General features: G+C 47.1%; 13 protein-coding genes. 9 read left to right on the top strand and 4 right to left on the bottom strand.

Annotation, left to right across the window (positions count from 1 at the left end):
* Positions 1-49 precede the first annotated feature (49 nt).
* Entirely contained in the window at positions 50-496 is a 447-nt protein-coding gene (locus OL444_RS31065; RefSeq protein ID WP_264726741.1) for a type I restriction enzyme HsdR N-terminal domain-containing protein, read from the bottom strand.
* A gap of 139 nt (positions 497-635) precedes the next feature.
* Here OL444_RS31065 and OL444_RS31060 point away from each other — a divergent pair, with 139 nt between their 5' ends.
* From OL444_RS31060 to OL444_RS31045, 4 genes are all read left to right on the top strand, one after another.
* Entirely contained in the window at positions 636-1,406 is a 771-nt protein-coding gene (locus tag OL444_RS31060; protein ID WP_264726743.1) for an AMP nucleosidase, read from the top strand.
* Between the two features lie 19 nt (positions 1,407-1,425).
* The gene (locus OL444_RS31055; protein ID WP_264726745.1) at positions 1,426-3,171 is read left to right on the top strand and encodes an ABC transporter ATP-binding protein; all 1,746 of its coding nucleotides are present in this window, start codon (positions 1,426-1,428) and stop codon (positions 3,169-3,171) included.
* A 100-nt stretch (positions 3,172-3,271) separates the two neighbouring features.
* The gene (gene queA / locus OL444_RS31050; RefSeq protein ID WP_264726747.1) at positions 3,272-4,321 is read left to right on the top strand and encodes a tRNA preQ1(34) S-adenosylmethionine ribosyltransferase-isomerase QueA; all 1,050 of its coding nucleotides are present in this window, start codon (positions 3,272-3,274) and stop codon (positions 4,319-4,321) included.
* 158 nt (positions 4,322-4,479) lie between these two features.
* Positions 4,480-5,181, top strand: coding sequence for a 2-C-methyl-D-erythritol 4-phosphate cytidylyltransferase (locus OL444_RS31045; RefSeq protein WP_264726749.1), 702 nt, complete (start codon positions 4,480-4,482; stop codon positions 5,179-5,181).
* A gap of 262 nt (positions 5,182-5,443) precedes the next feature.
* Here the strand turns inward: OL444_RS31045 and OL444_RS31040 are convergent, their stop codons facing one another.
* The gene (locus tag OL444_RS31040; protein ID WP_264726751.1) at positions 5,444-6,430 is read right to left on the bottom strand and encodes a Gfo/Idh/MocA family protein; all 987 of its coding nucleotides are present in this window, start codon (positions 6,428-6,430) and stop codon (positions 5,444-5,446) included.
* Between the two features lie 126 nt (positions 6,431-6,556).
* A complete protein-coding gene (gene radC, locus OL444_RS31035; RefSeq protein WP_264726753.1) occupies positions 6,557-7,264 on the bottom strand; it encodes a RadC family protein in 708 nt (235 codons plus the stop codon).
* Between the two features lie 269 nt (positions 7,265-7,533).
* Between radC and OL444_RS31030 the strand changes: the two genes are divergently transcribed.
* The 4 genes from OL444_RS31030 (at position 7,534) to OL444_RS31015 (ending at position 10,581) form a co-directional block, all read left to right on the top strand.
* Positions 7,534-8,502 carry a ribose-phosphate pyrophosphokinase gene (locus OL444_RS31030; RefSeq protein WP_264726755.1) on the top strand — a complete coding sequence of 323 codons (969 nt, stop codon included), beginning with the start codon at positions 7,534-7,536 and terminating at the stop codon, positions 8,500-8,502.
* A gap of 40 nt (positions 8,503-8,542) precedes the next feature.
* Complete coding sequence (locus tag OL444_RS31025) at positions 8,543-9,133, top strand: 50S ribosomal protein L25 (protein ID WP_264726758.1); 591 nt, start codon at positions 8,543-8,545, stop codon at positions 9,131-9,133.
* Between the two features lie 200 nt (positions 9,134-9,333).
* Positions 9,334-9,915, top strand: coding sequence for an aminoacyl-tRNA hydrolase (gene pth / locus OL444_RS31020; RefSeq protein ID WP_264726760.1), 582 nt, complete (start codon positions 9,334-9,336; stop codon positions 9,913-9,915).
* A gap of 54 nt (positions 9,916-9,969) precedes the next feature.
* Complete coding sequence (locus OL444_RS31015) at positions 9,970-10,581, top strand: fumarylacetoacetate hydrolase family protein (protein ID WP_264726763.1); 612 nt, start codon at positions 9,970-9,972, stop codon at positions 10,579-10,581.
* 67 nt (positions 10,582-10,648) lie between these two features.
* On the opposite strand, the gene OL444_RS31010 is transcribed toward OL444_RS31015, so the two are convergent.
* Positions 10,649-11,083: a MarR family winged helix-turn-helix transcriptional regulator gene (locus OL444_RS31010; RefSeq protein ID WP_264726765.1), complete on the bottom strand. Its 435-nt coding sequence runs from the start codon at positions 11,081-11,083 to the stop codon at positions 10,649-10,651.
* Between the two features lie 138 nt (positions 11,084-11,221).
* On the opposite strand from OL444_RS31010, the gene OL444_RS31005 reads away from it, so the two are divergent.
* Complete coding sequence (locus OL444_RS31005) at positions 11,222-13,291, top strand: alpha-ketoacid dehydrogenase subunit alpha/beta (RefSeq protein WP_264726767.1); 2,070 nt, start codon at positions 11,222-11,224, stop codon at positions 13,289-13,291.
* Positions 13,292-13,296 lie beyond the last annotated feature (5 nt).

The following is a 13,296-nucleotide window of genomic DNA, read 5'->3' as shown; positions in this document are numbered from 1 at the left end:
CGCCCTGTATAAGTTATACAGGGCGTTGTTATGTAAAGCCGGTCGTATACTATTGGCCGAAAGCCGGTAATTGTGTTAAAAAACGCCACTGTTGTTCTTTGGCAGCATAGCTGCCACAAAAGGTATGCACCCCGTTGGTCACCACCAGATAGGTGGCCGGAATCACCATATTGTACCGGATCACCTGCTGCATCGTTTGCTCCGTCAGCGGAACGTTCATTTCCTTGCATTCCACCAGCATCCAGGGCTGCATCTGGCGGTTATATATGACGATGTCGAACCGTTTTTTCAGCTCCCCCAGGAAGATTTCCTTCTCTATCCCGATCAGGGCCGCCGGATACGCCAGGGTTTTTACCAGGTAGTGCAGGAAATTCTGCCGCACCCATTCCTCCGGGGTGAGGGTGACATATTTTTTACGGTAACGGTCAAAAATCAGCTCTTTATCGCCTTCTCTCACAATCTTGAAGTCGGGTGCCGGGAAATTGATCAGGATCAAAGTAAAACGGATTTAATATAAAAGGTAACTGCAAAAGTACGGTTCCTGTATTTCCCGCGAAGATAGGATTCCTGTATAGGTGATCATGATAATATTGCCGGTTAGGGAACAAAACCTTATATTTGCGTGTCAAAAGGCTATGAAGACAAAAGAAGAAATTGTAGCTAATTGGCTGCCCCGCTACACTGGTGAAAAGTTGGAAAATTTTGGTTCCCACATCCTGCTCACCAATTTCAGTAACTACCTGACGATGTTTGCCGAATGGAACAATGTGAAAATCATTGGCGAAGGTAAACCCATGCAATGCGCTACCGCAGGCGATATCACCATCATCAATTTTGGTATGGGAAGTCCCGGCGCCGCTACTGTAATGGACCTGTTATCGGCCATCTCCCCCAAAGCGGTATTGTTCCTGGGTAAATGTGGCGGATTAAAGAAGAAAAACAACATTGGTGACCTGATTCTACCGATTGCGGCTATACGCGGTGAAGGTACCAGCACCGATTATTTCCCGCCGGAAGTACCTGCCCTGCCTGCATTTGCCCTGCAAAAGGCGATTTCTACCACCATCCGCGATTCCGGATATGACTACTGGACAGGTACCTGCTATACCACCAACCGCCGGGTATGGGAACATGATGCTGAATTCAAACAGTACCTCGAGAAAATCCGTGCCATGGCCGTGGATATGGAAACTGCCACTATCTTTTCGGTAGGTTTCTATAACAAAATCCCGACCGGCGCCCTGTTACTCGTATCTGATCAGCCGATGGTACCGGAAGGCGTGAAAACAGAAGAAAGCGACAAAAAAGTGACCACCAAATTTGTGGAAAGACACCTTAAAGTAGGTATCGATTCCTTACAGAAACTGATTGAAAGCCATCAGACCGTAAAGCACCTGCGTTTTTAGAATTGTTGTATCTTCCGGTATGCATTCCACGCGGGTAGAGATACAAGACCTGGCCGTTACTTTTCCGGCAGGCAACAACACCATCACAGCGGTTAATCATATTTCCCTGACGATCGGAAAGGGAGAAATAGTTGGCGTAGTGGGAGAATCCGGTTCGGGTAAGTCCGTTACCGCTCTCTCGCTCATGCGCCTCATACAACCACCGGGAAAAATATCCCATGGCAGCATCCTTTATCGCATGGCTGCAGATACTATAGACCTGCTGCAGCTATCCGATGAAAAGGTGCGCCATTACCGGGGTAATGAAGTGGCCATGATTTTTCAGGAGCCCATGACTTCCCTGAACCCCCTGCATACCTGCGGCGACCAGGTAACAGAAGCTATCCGCCTGCATACGCCGATGACCGCCCAGGCGGCACGGCAACGCGCCATCGCCTTATTTGAAAAGGTGAAATTACCAGATCCCGCCGCTATCATGGAGCGTTACCCACATGAATTATCCGGCGGACAGAAACAACGCGTCATGATTGCCATGGCTATTTCCTGCCATCCCAAACTGCTGATAGCCGATGAGCCTACCACGGCGTTGGATGTTACTGTACAGCAAGCCATCCTGGAATTATTACGCGAGCTACAGCAACAGCTGGACATGAGTGTATTGTTTATCACGCACGATCTGGGCGTGGTGGCCGCATTGGCACACCGCGTCGTGGTGATGTATAAAGGAAATATAGTAGAAGAAGGCACCGTAGAGCAGGTATTCCGTCATCCGCAACACCCCTATACGAAAGGGCTGCTGGCCTGCCGGCCCCCGCTGGACCAGCGTTTGACCAGGTTGCCGGTTACCGCCGACTTCATGGAAACAGACTCACGTGGACAAATACACGAAAAAGCAGGTACAATAAAGACATTGGTTGCATCGTTGGTAGTGAGCGATGCCGACATACAGCAACGGACACAGTTGCTGGCCGCCGCGCCGCCTTTACTGGAAGTAAACGGCTTGTGTACCTGGTTTCCGGTAAAAAGAAGTATCACCGGTAAAGTATTGAAATGGGCCAAAGCCGTAGATGACGTGAGTTTTACCGTACGCACCGGCGAAACATTGGGACTGGTAGGAGAGTCGGGTTGTGGCAAAACCACGTTGGGACGTTCTTTATTACGACTCATAGAACCAACCGGCGGAAGTATTGTTTATAAAGGACAGGATTTGCGTAGCCTGTCAGAAAAAGGAATGCGTGTTTTGCGAAAGGATATGCAGCTGATCTTTCAGGACCCTTATGCATCGCTGAATCCCCGGCAGTCTGTCGGAAGCGCCATTCTGGAACCGATGCAGGTACACGGCTTGTACGGCAATGAACGGGCGCAACAGGAGCGGGTGATGGCCTTGCTGGAAATGGTGCAGCTACGACCGGAACATTATAACCGGTATCCGCATGAGTTTTCCGGCGGACAACGGCAGCGGGTGGTGATTGCACGGGCACTGGCGGTAGCGCCTTCCTTTATTATATGCGACGAATCGGTAGCGGCATTGGATGTCAGCATCCAGGCTCAGGTACTGAACCTGCTGATTGATCTGCGAAAGGCATTGGGTTTTACCTGCATTTTTATTTCTCACGACCTGTCGGTGGTACGTTTTATCAGCGACCGGATGATGGTGATGCGGCAGGGAAAGATCGTAGAAACGGGAGAGGCCGATGCCGTGTATCATCATCCACAGCAGGCGTATACCCAACAACTGATAGCGGCCATCCCGAAAGGGATTTAATGTATAATTAACTGGTTTTTATTGGTTTTTATCATTTTTTGATAAAATAGATAATAATCAATACCTTTGCACCCTCTAAAATTTTTATTCATACCGTAATATGAAACTATCACAGTTCAAATTCGATCTTCCTTTAAATCTGATCGCGCAGCACCCTTCCAAGACAAGAGATGAATCACGTTTAATGGTGGTACATCGTAATACCGGAAAAATTGAGCACAAAGTATTCAAAGATATCCTTGGCTATTTCAACGACAAGGATGTAATGATTGTGAACAATACGAAGGTATTTCCTGCAAGGTTGTATGGCCGTAAAGAAAAGACAGGCGCAAAAATTGAAGTTTTCCTGCTGCGTGAGCTGAACAAACAAAACCGTCTCTGGGATGTAATTGTAGATCCGGCCCGTAAAATTCGTGTAGGGAACAAACTGTACTTTGGTGATGATGAATCCCTGGTAGCAGAAGTAATTGATAACACCACTTCAAGAGGCCGTACCATCCGTTTCTTATTTGAAGGCAATGATGATGAGTTCAAACAGGTATTGGATACCCTGGGCGAAACTCCACTGCCTAAATATATTAAGCGTAAACCGGAAGATGAAGATAAAGAGCGTTATCAGACCGTATATGCGAAATACGAAGGCGCCGTGGCTGCTCCTACAGCCGGTTTGCACTTCAGCCGCGAGCTGATCAAACGTCTGGAAATTAAAGGTGTTAAGTTTGCAGAAGTAACGCTGCACACTGGTTTAGGTACTTTCCGTCCGATTGAAGTGGAAGACCTGAGCAAACACAAAATGGATGCAGAATACTTCCACATTGAGGAACACGCTGTTAAAACAGTTAACAAAGCGAAAGAAGAAAACCGTAAAATCTGTGCGATTGGTACTACCTCCGTACGTGCGGTAGAATCTTCCGTAACAGCGCAGAATCACCTGAAGGCTGCGGAAGGATGGACAAACACCTTCATCCACCCACCTTACGATTTTGCTATTCCCAATGCGTTGGTAACAAACTTCCACCTGCCTAAAACCAGCCTCCTGATCATGACCTGCGCTTTTGCAGGATACGATCTGATCATGGAAGCCTATCAGCAGGCCATCAAAGAGAAATATCGTTTCTTCAGCTATGGCGATGCTATGCTGATTGTTTAAGCATAATTGAATTCAGAGAAATCCTCTGCCGCCGGCAGGGGATTTTTTGTTTAATCCGGCTGCTGCCGGGTGCCTTGTACCGGCACTCTTGCAGTATATATTTAATCCAGGCCGGGAGGCAGGATACTGCCGGTTGAAATTGACCAACAACCTATTACATGCAACAGCGGAAAAAAACAGCCATCATCGTAGCAGGAGGGTCTGGTACCCGGATGAAGAGTGCCGTTCCCAAACAATTCATGGACCTGGCTGGCCGGCCGGTATTGTATCATACCATCCGTGCCTTTGCCGATGCCTATACAGATATGGAAGTTGTATTGGTAGTGCCGGAGGCGCATTTCAATGAGGTTCGCGGCTTACTGGCAGACTTCACCCCATTGCCAACCATTACCCTGGTGAAGGGCGGCGAAACCCGTTTCCACTCTGTTCGCAACGGATTACAACAGGTGACCGTAGATACAGTGGTATTTGTTCACGATGGTGTACGCCCGCTGGTATCCACTACGTTGATCCATACCTGTTATGAAGCCGCTTTGCAGTATGGTAGCGCCATTCCGGTGATTGATATGAAAGACAGTATCCGGGAAATCACCGGAGAAAAGAATGCTGCTGTAGACCGGGACCGTTATAAAATTATTCAGACGCCTCAAACCTTTTTATCCGACCTGATATTACCGGCTTTTGACCTGCCCTATAACCCGCTGTTTACGGACGAAGCTACCGTAGTAGAACACCTGGGACATACCGTACACCTGGTTCCCGGAGAAGAAGCCAACATTAAAATTACCCGGCCGCTGGATCTGACCATTGCGGCAGCTTTGCTGGCCGACCGTTCAGGAGAGCCATCTGGCATACGCTGATAAACGGCGTTACGTTATCGGCTATACGCCGGGAGATTATTAGCTATAATATATTATTTACCGTGAATGCCGTGTTGCTGTTACAGCAGCCATGGCATTGCTATGTATGTTATGAAGATAAGTGATTCGCCGGGGGGATTGCTTTGTGGCGGAACGGAGTCGGAATGCGCCATAAAAAAAACGCTGTAAGTCCGGCAGGTCACCATTGATCCCGGAAGATCAGCAGCCAACGGACTTACAGCGTTTGGTATGATAAATATAATTATTTGGCGGCAGCTGTTTCAGACAGGCCTTTGTTGATTTTTTGCAGGATCTGGTGCGCTACATCCATGGCTTGTAAACCGTCGATAGCATTTACCGCTACGGGTTTGTTTTGCAGGATGGCGTCGCGGAAGAGTTCCAGTTCCATGCGGATAGCATTGGACTGTTTAACTTCCGGATTATCGATCGCGATGGTTTTTTTACCGCTGTTGGTTTCAATATCCAGGGTAAATAAGCCTTCATCTTCGGGTGTTTTCAGCTTGATGATCTCTGATTTTTTGTCCAGGAAGTCGATACCGATATAGGCATCTTTCTGGAACAGGCGCATTTTGCGCATTTTCTTCAGGGAGATACGGCTGGAAGTCAGGTTGGCTACGCAGCCATTATGGAATTCGATGCGTACGTTGGCAATATCCGGCGTGTCGCTCATCACGGCTACACCACTGGCAGAAATACGACTCACCGTAGACTTCACAATACTCAGCACAATGTCAATGTCGTGGATCATCAGATCCAGGATGACGCTTACATCGGTACCGCGTGGGTTAAACTCAGCGAGGCGATGTACTTCGATAAACATGGGTTTGAGGTCATATCCTTTCAGCGCCAGAAAAGCGGGATTGAATCTTTCCACATGTCCTACCTGGAATTTGATATTGGCCTCATCCACCAGTTTCACCAGTGTTTTGGCTTCATCCATGGTATTGGTCATGGGTTTTTCCACGAAAATATGTTTGCCGTTACGGATAGCCAGCTCACACAGTTTGAAGTGCAGGGTGGTAGGCGCTACAATATCAATCGCATCTACGAGTTGTATCAGCTCTTCCGCCATGGTAAAGCGGGGGATATTATATTGTTCTATAATGCTGGCAGCATTGGCATTGCTGGGATCATAGAATCCAACCACTTCCACGTCTTTCATGGTTACCAGCTGAGAGAGGTGTATTTTACCTAGATGTCCTACCCCGAAGAGTCCTATTTTGAGCATATGGGAACTTAATAAATATGTGCGAAAGTAATTAGATTTAATGATTTAGAAATCTAGTTCTTTCGGGGAGGGGTACGGGTATCCTGCTGCAGTCCGGCTGCTGCAGGATACCGGGCAAAGCTGCGGTTAGAGCATACCTTCTTCGGCGAGGCTGCAGTAGCCGGTTTCGGCAACAATGATGTGGTCGAGTATCTCCATATCAAAGAGCTGACCTACTTCTTTTATTTTGTGGGTAATGCGGATATCGGCCTGGCTGGGGCGCAGGTTCCCGGAAGGGTGGTTGTGGCATAATACCAGCCGGGTGGCGTGTACTTCCAGCGCTTCCCGGAAAATAAGCCGGGGATCTACCACGGTGCTGGTCATCCCGCCATGGCTGACACACCTGTAATGCAGTACCTTATTGGCATGATTCAGAAACATCACGTAAAAGGTTTCGTACCTGTGATCGGCGAGGAGCGGTTTAAAAAAGAGGGCCGCATCGGCGCCGTTGCGGATGACGGTTTTTTTGTGAATATTACCGGCTTGCCTTCTCCTGGCCAGCTCCATGGCTGCGATAACAGTAACAGCCTTGGCATAGCCCATGCCGCGTAGCTGCTGCAGCTGGTTTACGCTAATTTTGCCCAGTTCGGAGAGGTTGTTGCCTGCCAGCCGTAGTATTTCGCGGGCCAGTTCCAGGGCAGACTTACTTTTATGGCCGGTATGTAACAGTATGGCCAGCAATTCGGCGTCGTTTAAGGCGTCCGGGCCTTTATTGACAAGCTTTTCCCTTGGTTGTTCGGATTCGGGCCATTGGTGCATGGCCAGGTGTGGAACCGGGTTAACATTAACAAACATGACATCCATTCATTTCACCAAATATACGAATCCCTTTCTGATCCCTTATCCCCCCGGCTACATTTTTCCGGCCTTGCGCGGGAGGCAAAATAGCTCGTAGAACGGGTGGCCCAATGTAAAATTTTAGCCAGCTGTCTCTTTCATTTAATATTGTTATATATGTTATTATGATTAATAATTATTGTGTATATGAAATTTGTGTGAAAAAAAATTCAGGCTGGTACACCCAAAAATCATAGTTTTGCACCTCTTTTCCACTAGTATCTAGTATGCAACCTTCAGTAAAAATTTTCACAGGCAACAGTAATCCGGCATTAGCTGAGAAAATTGCCAGTAAATATGGCAGAGGACTCAATGGCGGCCTTGGTAAAGTAAAAATCCAGAAGTTCAGTGACGGCGAATTTCAGCCCGTTTTTCTGGAAAGTATTCGTGGTGATTATGTTTTCCTGATTCAGGGCACCAACGCACCTTCAGATAACCTGATGGAGCTGTTGCTGATGATTGATGCTGCAAAGCGCGCTTCTGCAGGCTACATCACGGCCGTGATCCCTTACTTCGGCTTTGCCCGGCAAGACAGGAAAGATAAGCCCCGTGTGGCTATCGGATCCAAACTGGTAGCAAATCTGCTGACCTCAGCAGGAGCTAACAGGGTGATAACGATGGACTTACACGCACCACAGATTCAGGGATTCTTTGATATTCCGGTGGATCACCTGGATAGCTCTGCAATTTTTATCCCTTATATCGAGAATTTAAAGCTGGAAAATCTTACCTTTGCGTCCCCTGACGTGGGTAGCACTAACCGGGTACGTGAAGTAGCGTCTTACTTCAATGCTGACATGGTGATTTGCGATAAACATCGTAAACGCGCCAATGAAATAGCTTCCATGGTAGTGATTGGTGATGTAACAGACAGGAACATAGTACTCATTGATGATATCTGTGATACTGCCGGTACATTGTCCAAAGCAGCGAATCTGTTAAAGGAGAAAGGTGCGAGAAGCGTTCGGGCATTTTGTACGCATCCCGTTTTCAGCGGCAAAGCGTATGAAAATATCGAAAACTCCGTACTGGAAGAAATGGTGGTATGTGATACCATTCCGCTTAAAGCAGACAGTGTAAGCAGTAAGATCAAAGTGATCACGGTAGCAGAACTTTTTGCAGTGGCAATCCGCAACATGCACGAGAACAAGTCTATCACCAACCTGTTCATACACAGTCAGCGCCGGGGAGATTGATAACGTAGTATTTTTATAATCAATATAAATTGTTTAAACAATGAACACAATAACCATCGAAGGACAACTCAGGAGCGAATTCGGCAAAAAAGCCACCCGCCAGATCCGTTCTGAGGAACAAGTGCCTTGCGTTATTTACGGGGGTGCAGAAACTGTTAATTTTTCAGCTCCTGCCAAAGCATTCAAATCATTAGTTTACACTGCAGCTTTCCAGATTGCAGAAGTTAAACTGGGTGATAAATCTTACAGATGCGTATTGAAAGACCTGCAGTTTGATGTAGTGACGGACGAACTGTCTCACATCGACTTCATGGAACTGGTAGAAGACAAACTGGTAGCAGTTACCCTGCCTATCAAACTGGTTGGTTCTTCTGTAGGTGTTAAAGCTGGTGGTAAACTGGTTAGCAAACTGAAAGCACTGAAAGTAAAAGCATTACCTAAATTCCTGGTAGAAACTATCGAAGTTAATATCGATAACCTGGAACTGAACGAAAACATCCGTGTTGAAGACGTGAAAGTAGAAGGTATCGAAATCACCAATTCTCCACGTATTCCTATCGCTTCAGTAGTAATGACCCGTCAGCTGCGTCAGGAAGAAGCAACTGCTGAAAAAGACGCTAAAAAGAAATAATCTTTTAGAAATATTTTTCAAAAAAGCCTCTCTTTTAAAGGGAGGCTTTTTATTTTTGAAAAAGCGGCTGTTCCTGAGCGGCCATTTGAAACAGGTGAGCACACAAACTTATCGGCAAAGATCATGGAAGGCGTATATGCGCGCTACCTGTTCCACCGGTACGCCTGCCTGATTTTTCATCTCAGAATCAGAAGAAGACCATGAAATATTTAATAGCCGGATTGGGTAACATAGGTGCTGAATATCAGCAAACCCGCCATAATATTGGATTTGATGTGGCAGATGCTTTTGCCGCCAGACATAAAGTTACTTTCAACAACGATCGGCTGGCAGAAGTAGCAGAATGCCGGTGGAAAGGAAAGGTATTTATTGTGATCAAACCCACTACCTATATGAACCTCAGTGGGAAAGCCATTAAATACTGGCTGGACAAGGAAAAGATTCCGGTAGAAAACCTCCTGGTAATTGTAGATGAACTGGCCTTGCCACTGGATGTAATCCGCTTGCGCCCCGGTGGAAGCGATGCTGGCCACAATGGTCTTAAAAGCATCCAGGAATCGCTGGGTACCAATCAGTATCCGCGGCTCCGCTTCGGGATCGGCAATAACTATCCGAAAGGCAGACAGGTAGAATTTGTATTGGGCAAATGGAAAAATACAGAAATGCCGGTGGTACAGGAGAAAATCGATAAAAGCACCGAAATTATTGAAAGCTTCGCCAGCATTGGCCTTGCCCGTACCATGAATGAATATAATAAACTTACTTTCCCATCCGTAAAGTAAATTTGTAAATATGACAGTTATCTGTTTTATTTATCATTTAAAACGACACGCATTATGAAAATTATTTGCGTAGGTAGAAACTATGCCGATCATGCCAGGGAGTTACAGAATGAAGTGCCAGCGGAACCGGTATTGTTCATGAAGCCTAAAAATGCTTTATTGCTGAACAGCCATCCGTTTTATTATCCGGAGTTTACCACCAACCTGCATTATGAATGTGAGCTGGTACTGCGTGTTAGTAAGAATGGAAAACATGTACAGGAAAAGTTTGCAGAGAAATACTATGATCATATCTCTGTAGGTATCGACTTTACCGCACGTGATCTGCAGGATAAACTGAAAGCGAAAGGGCTACCCTGGGAGATTTCCAAATCATTCGATAATTCTGCGGTAGTAGGTAACTTTATTCCGATTACCCCGGAAATGGATAAAAAAGATATCAACTTCTGTCTGTATAAAAATAAAGAACTGGCGCAGCAAGGTAATACCAAAGATCTGTTATTCTCTTTCGATTTCCTGGTAGCTTATATCTCCCGTTTCTTTACCCTGAACATCGGCGACCTCATTTTTACCGGTACGCCTGCAGGAGTAGGACCTACCCAGATAGGAGATGCTTTTGAAGCCTTTATTGAAAACGATAGCCTGTTGGAACTGTCCGTAAAATAATCAACCGTATCAGGTATTTCGCAGCAGATGTTATCTTCCGCGAAATACCTGCTATCAGCTAAAAATACTACGGTATATTACTATATATCGTATCCAGTATTCTTGTTAACTCCTTGTAATCCGCTTCGGTCAGTGTTTTCCAGCCAATCTTACGCATATCATGCACCAGCGGTTTTACATCTTTATACTTTTCCACTCCTTCCGGTGTCAGTTGCAAATATATTTTCCGCCGGTCCTGTACATCTGCTTCTCTTTTAACCAGTTGCTTTTTCACCAGCAATTCTATAATACGGGAAATCGTAGTAATATCCTTCGAAGTATTACGGGCTAATTCGTTATGGGTAGTTTTCTTGTGTTTGTATAGATTCTCTATGAGCAGCCATTGATCTACCGTGATGTCTTTGCGTTGAGCATCAAAGCTTTTTTGCCAATAGTTGCGCAGTTTCTTGAGCGTAGCATCCAGCTTAAAAAAAGATGGATTACTGACGAAAGTATCAGTCATATTATTTAATTTGCATTAGCAACTGTTGCTATGGCAACTATTGTTTATAAACCACCATCATCACCAAAACAGTCTTACGTGTTTAAAGATAGTACAAGCGTTTCAACTTTAAAAGCGCCACCCCCCAATGAGGCCGGGATGATGCGTGAAGTCACTACTTTACTGACGGCATATCGCCTGATGTGCCAGGCAGGTGCTATGGCTGCTACCTACGAAGCCAACCGTCCCATTTGTAAGTACGTACATTCCACCTCCCGCGGTCATGAGGCCATTCAGATTGCCACCGGCCTGCAACTGCACCCCTGGGATTTTGTAAGCCCCTATTACCGCGATGAAAGCATGTTACTGGCCATGGGCTTCACCCCCTATGAGCTGATGCTGCAACTGCTCGCCAAAGCAGATGATCCTTTTTCCGGTGGCCGGTCTTATTACAGCCATCCCAACAGCAGACGGGCAGACAAACCACAGATTCCTCACCAGAGCAGTGCTACCGGTATGCAGGTGATACCCGCCACTGGCATGGCACAGGGTGTACAATACCTGGAACAGCTATCATCCGGCCTGCTGAAAACAGGCCCGGACGGAGAATTGCCGGTAGTGGTATGCTCGCTGGGAGATGGCAGTGTAACGGAAGGTGAGGTGAGTGAGGCCCTGCAGTTTGCGGTATTGAAACAATTACCGGTCATTTACCTGGTACAGGACAACGACTGGGGGATTTCTGTTACGGCGGCCGAAGCACGCGCCATGGACGCCTATGAATATGCAGGCGGCTTTAAAGGGCTGAAACGTATGCGGATAGATGGCAGCGACTTTTCCACCAGCTATACCGCCATGGAAACAGCCATCAGCTATGTACGCACAGAACGTAAGCCCATCCTGGTACAGGCCAAGGTGCCTTTATTAGGACACCATACTTCCGGCGTAAGGAAAGAATGGTACCGTACACCGGAAGACCTGGCAGAACACGCCCAACGGGATCCTTTGCCTAAACTGCACGCTTTGTTGCGGGAGGAAGGCGTCGAAGAAGAAGTATTAAAAGAAATTGCCGATAAAGCCGCCAAAGATATTGCTATGGCCTTTGACAATGCCGTAGCTGCGCCCGATCCGTTGCCGGAAACCGTACAGCAACACGTTTTTGCCCCTACTCCCGTGACGGAAGAAAAGGGCAACCGCTGTCCGGAAGGCGGCAGCAAATCTGTCATGGTAGACGCTGCATTGCATGCCGTGGAAGAAATCATGCAACAATATCCGGAAGCCATTTTTTATGGCCAGGATGTAGGTCGTCGCCTGGGCGGCGTATTCCGTGAAGCCGCTACCCTGGGCGAGAAATTTGGTGATCACCGGGTATATAACACCGCTATCCAGGAGGCGTATATCATTGGCGCTACGGCAGGTTTGTCTGCAGTAGGCGTGAAACCTATTGTGGAAGTACAGTTTGCCGATTATATCTATCCTGGTTTTAACCAGCTGGTAACAGAGATCTCCAAATCCTGTTATTTAAGTAACGGTAAGTATCCGGTACAAACGCTGATACGCGTGCCTATTGGCGCCTATGGCGGCGGCGGGCCTTATCATTCCGGCAGTATAGAATCAACGCTGCTGAGCGTCAAAGGAATTAAAGTGGTGTATCCATCCAATGTGGCAGATATGAAAGGCTTGCTGAAAGCAGCTTTTCTGGATCCTAATCCTGTGGTGATGCTGGAACACAAAGGACTGTACTGGAGTAAAGTACCAGGTACACTGGAGGCTATGATGATTGAACCGGCAGCAGATTACGTATTGCCGCTGGGCAAGGGTAATGTGGTATTACCGGCGCATCCGAAAGATGTACAGGAAGGACGCTCTATGTGTATTATTACCTATGGTATGGGCGTATACTGGGCCAAAGCTGCTGCCAAAGCATTCCCTGGAAATATAGAGATCATTGACCTGCGTACGCTGTTTCCGCTGGATGAGGCATTGGTATATGCTACCGTGCAACGCCACGGCAAATGTCTGGTACTTACGGAAGAACAGCTGAATAACTCCTTTGCACAGGCGCTTGCCGGCCGTATTCAGCAACACTGTTTCCGGCAGCTGGATGCACCGGTATATACACTGGGAGCTATGGACCTGCCATCCGTACCTTTAAACATGACATTGGAAGCTACCATGTTGCCGAATGCCGATAAAGTAGAAGCGGCCATCCGGGAACTGCTGGCTTACTGACCATA

The organism is Chitinophaga nivalis (assembly GCF_025989125.1).
In the GTDB taxonomy this organism is placed as follows: Bacteria; Bacteroidota; Bacteroidia; order Chitinophagales; family Chitinophagaceae; genus Chitinophaga; species Chitinophaga nivalis.
The sequence above is the reverse complement of the archived record's forward strand: the minus strand, read 5'-3'. Positions and strand labels throughout refer to the sequence as shown.

Coding starts and splice junctions, on each gene's coding strand:
- OL444_RS31040 (WP_264726751.1), bottom strand. CDS start 6,430: ATGCTCAAAATAGGACTCTTCGGGGTAGGACATCTAGGTAAAATACAC.
- queA (WP_264726747.1), top strand. CDS start 3,272: ATGAAACTATCACAGTTCAAATTCGATCTTCCTTTAAATCTGATCGCG.
- OL444_RS31010 (WP_264726765.1), bottom strand. CDS start 11,083: ATGACTGATACTTTCGTCAGTAATCCATCTTTTTTTAAGCTGGATGCT.
- radC (WP_264726753.1), bottom strand. CDS start 7,264: ATGTTTGTTAATGTTAACCCGGTTCCACACCTGGCCATGCACCAATGG.
- OL444_RS31005 (WP_264726767.1), top strand. CDS start 11,222: ATGATGCGTGAAGTCACTACTTTACTGACGGCATATCGCCTGATGTGC.
- OL444_RS31030 (WP_264726755.1), top strand. CDS start 7,534: ATGCAACCTTCAGTAAAAATTTTCACAGGCAACAGTAATCCGGCATTA.
- OL444_RS31045 (WP_264726749.1), top strand. CDS start 4,480: ATGCAACAGCGGAAAAAAACAGCCATCATCGTAGCAGGAGGGTCTGGT.
- OL444_RS31060 (WP_264726743.1), top strand. CDS start 636: ATGAAGACAAAAGAAGAAATTGTAGCTAATTGGCTGCCCCGCTACACT.
- OL444_RS31055 (WP_264726745.1), top strand. CDS start 1,426: ATGCATTCCACGCGGGTAGAGATACAAGACCTGGCCGTTACTTTTCCG.
- OL444_RS31015 (WP_264726763.1), top strand. CDS start 9,970: ATGAAAATTATTTGCGTAGGTAGAAACTATGCCGATCATGCCAGGGAG.
- pth (WP_264726760.1), top strand. CDS start 9,334: ATGAAATATTTAATAGCCGGATTGGGTAACATAGGTGCTGAATATCAG.
- OL444_RS31025 (WP_264726758.1), top strand. CDS start 8,543: ATGAACACAATAACCATCGAAGGACAACTCAGGAGCGAATTCGGCAAA.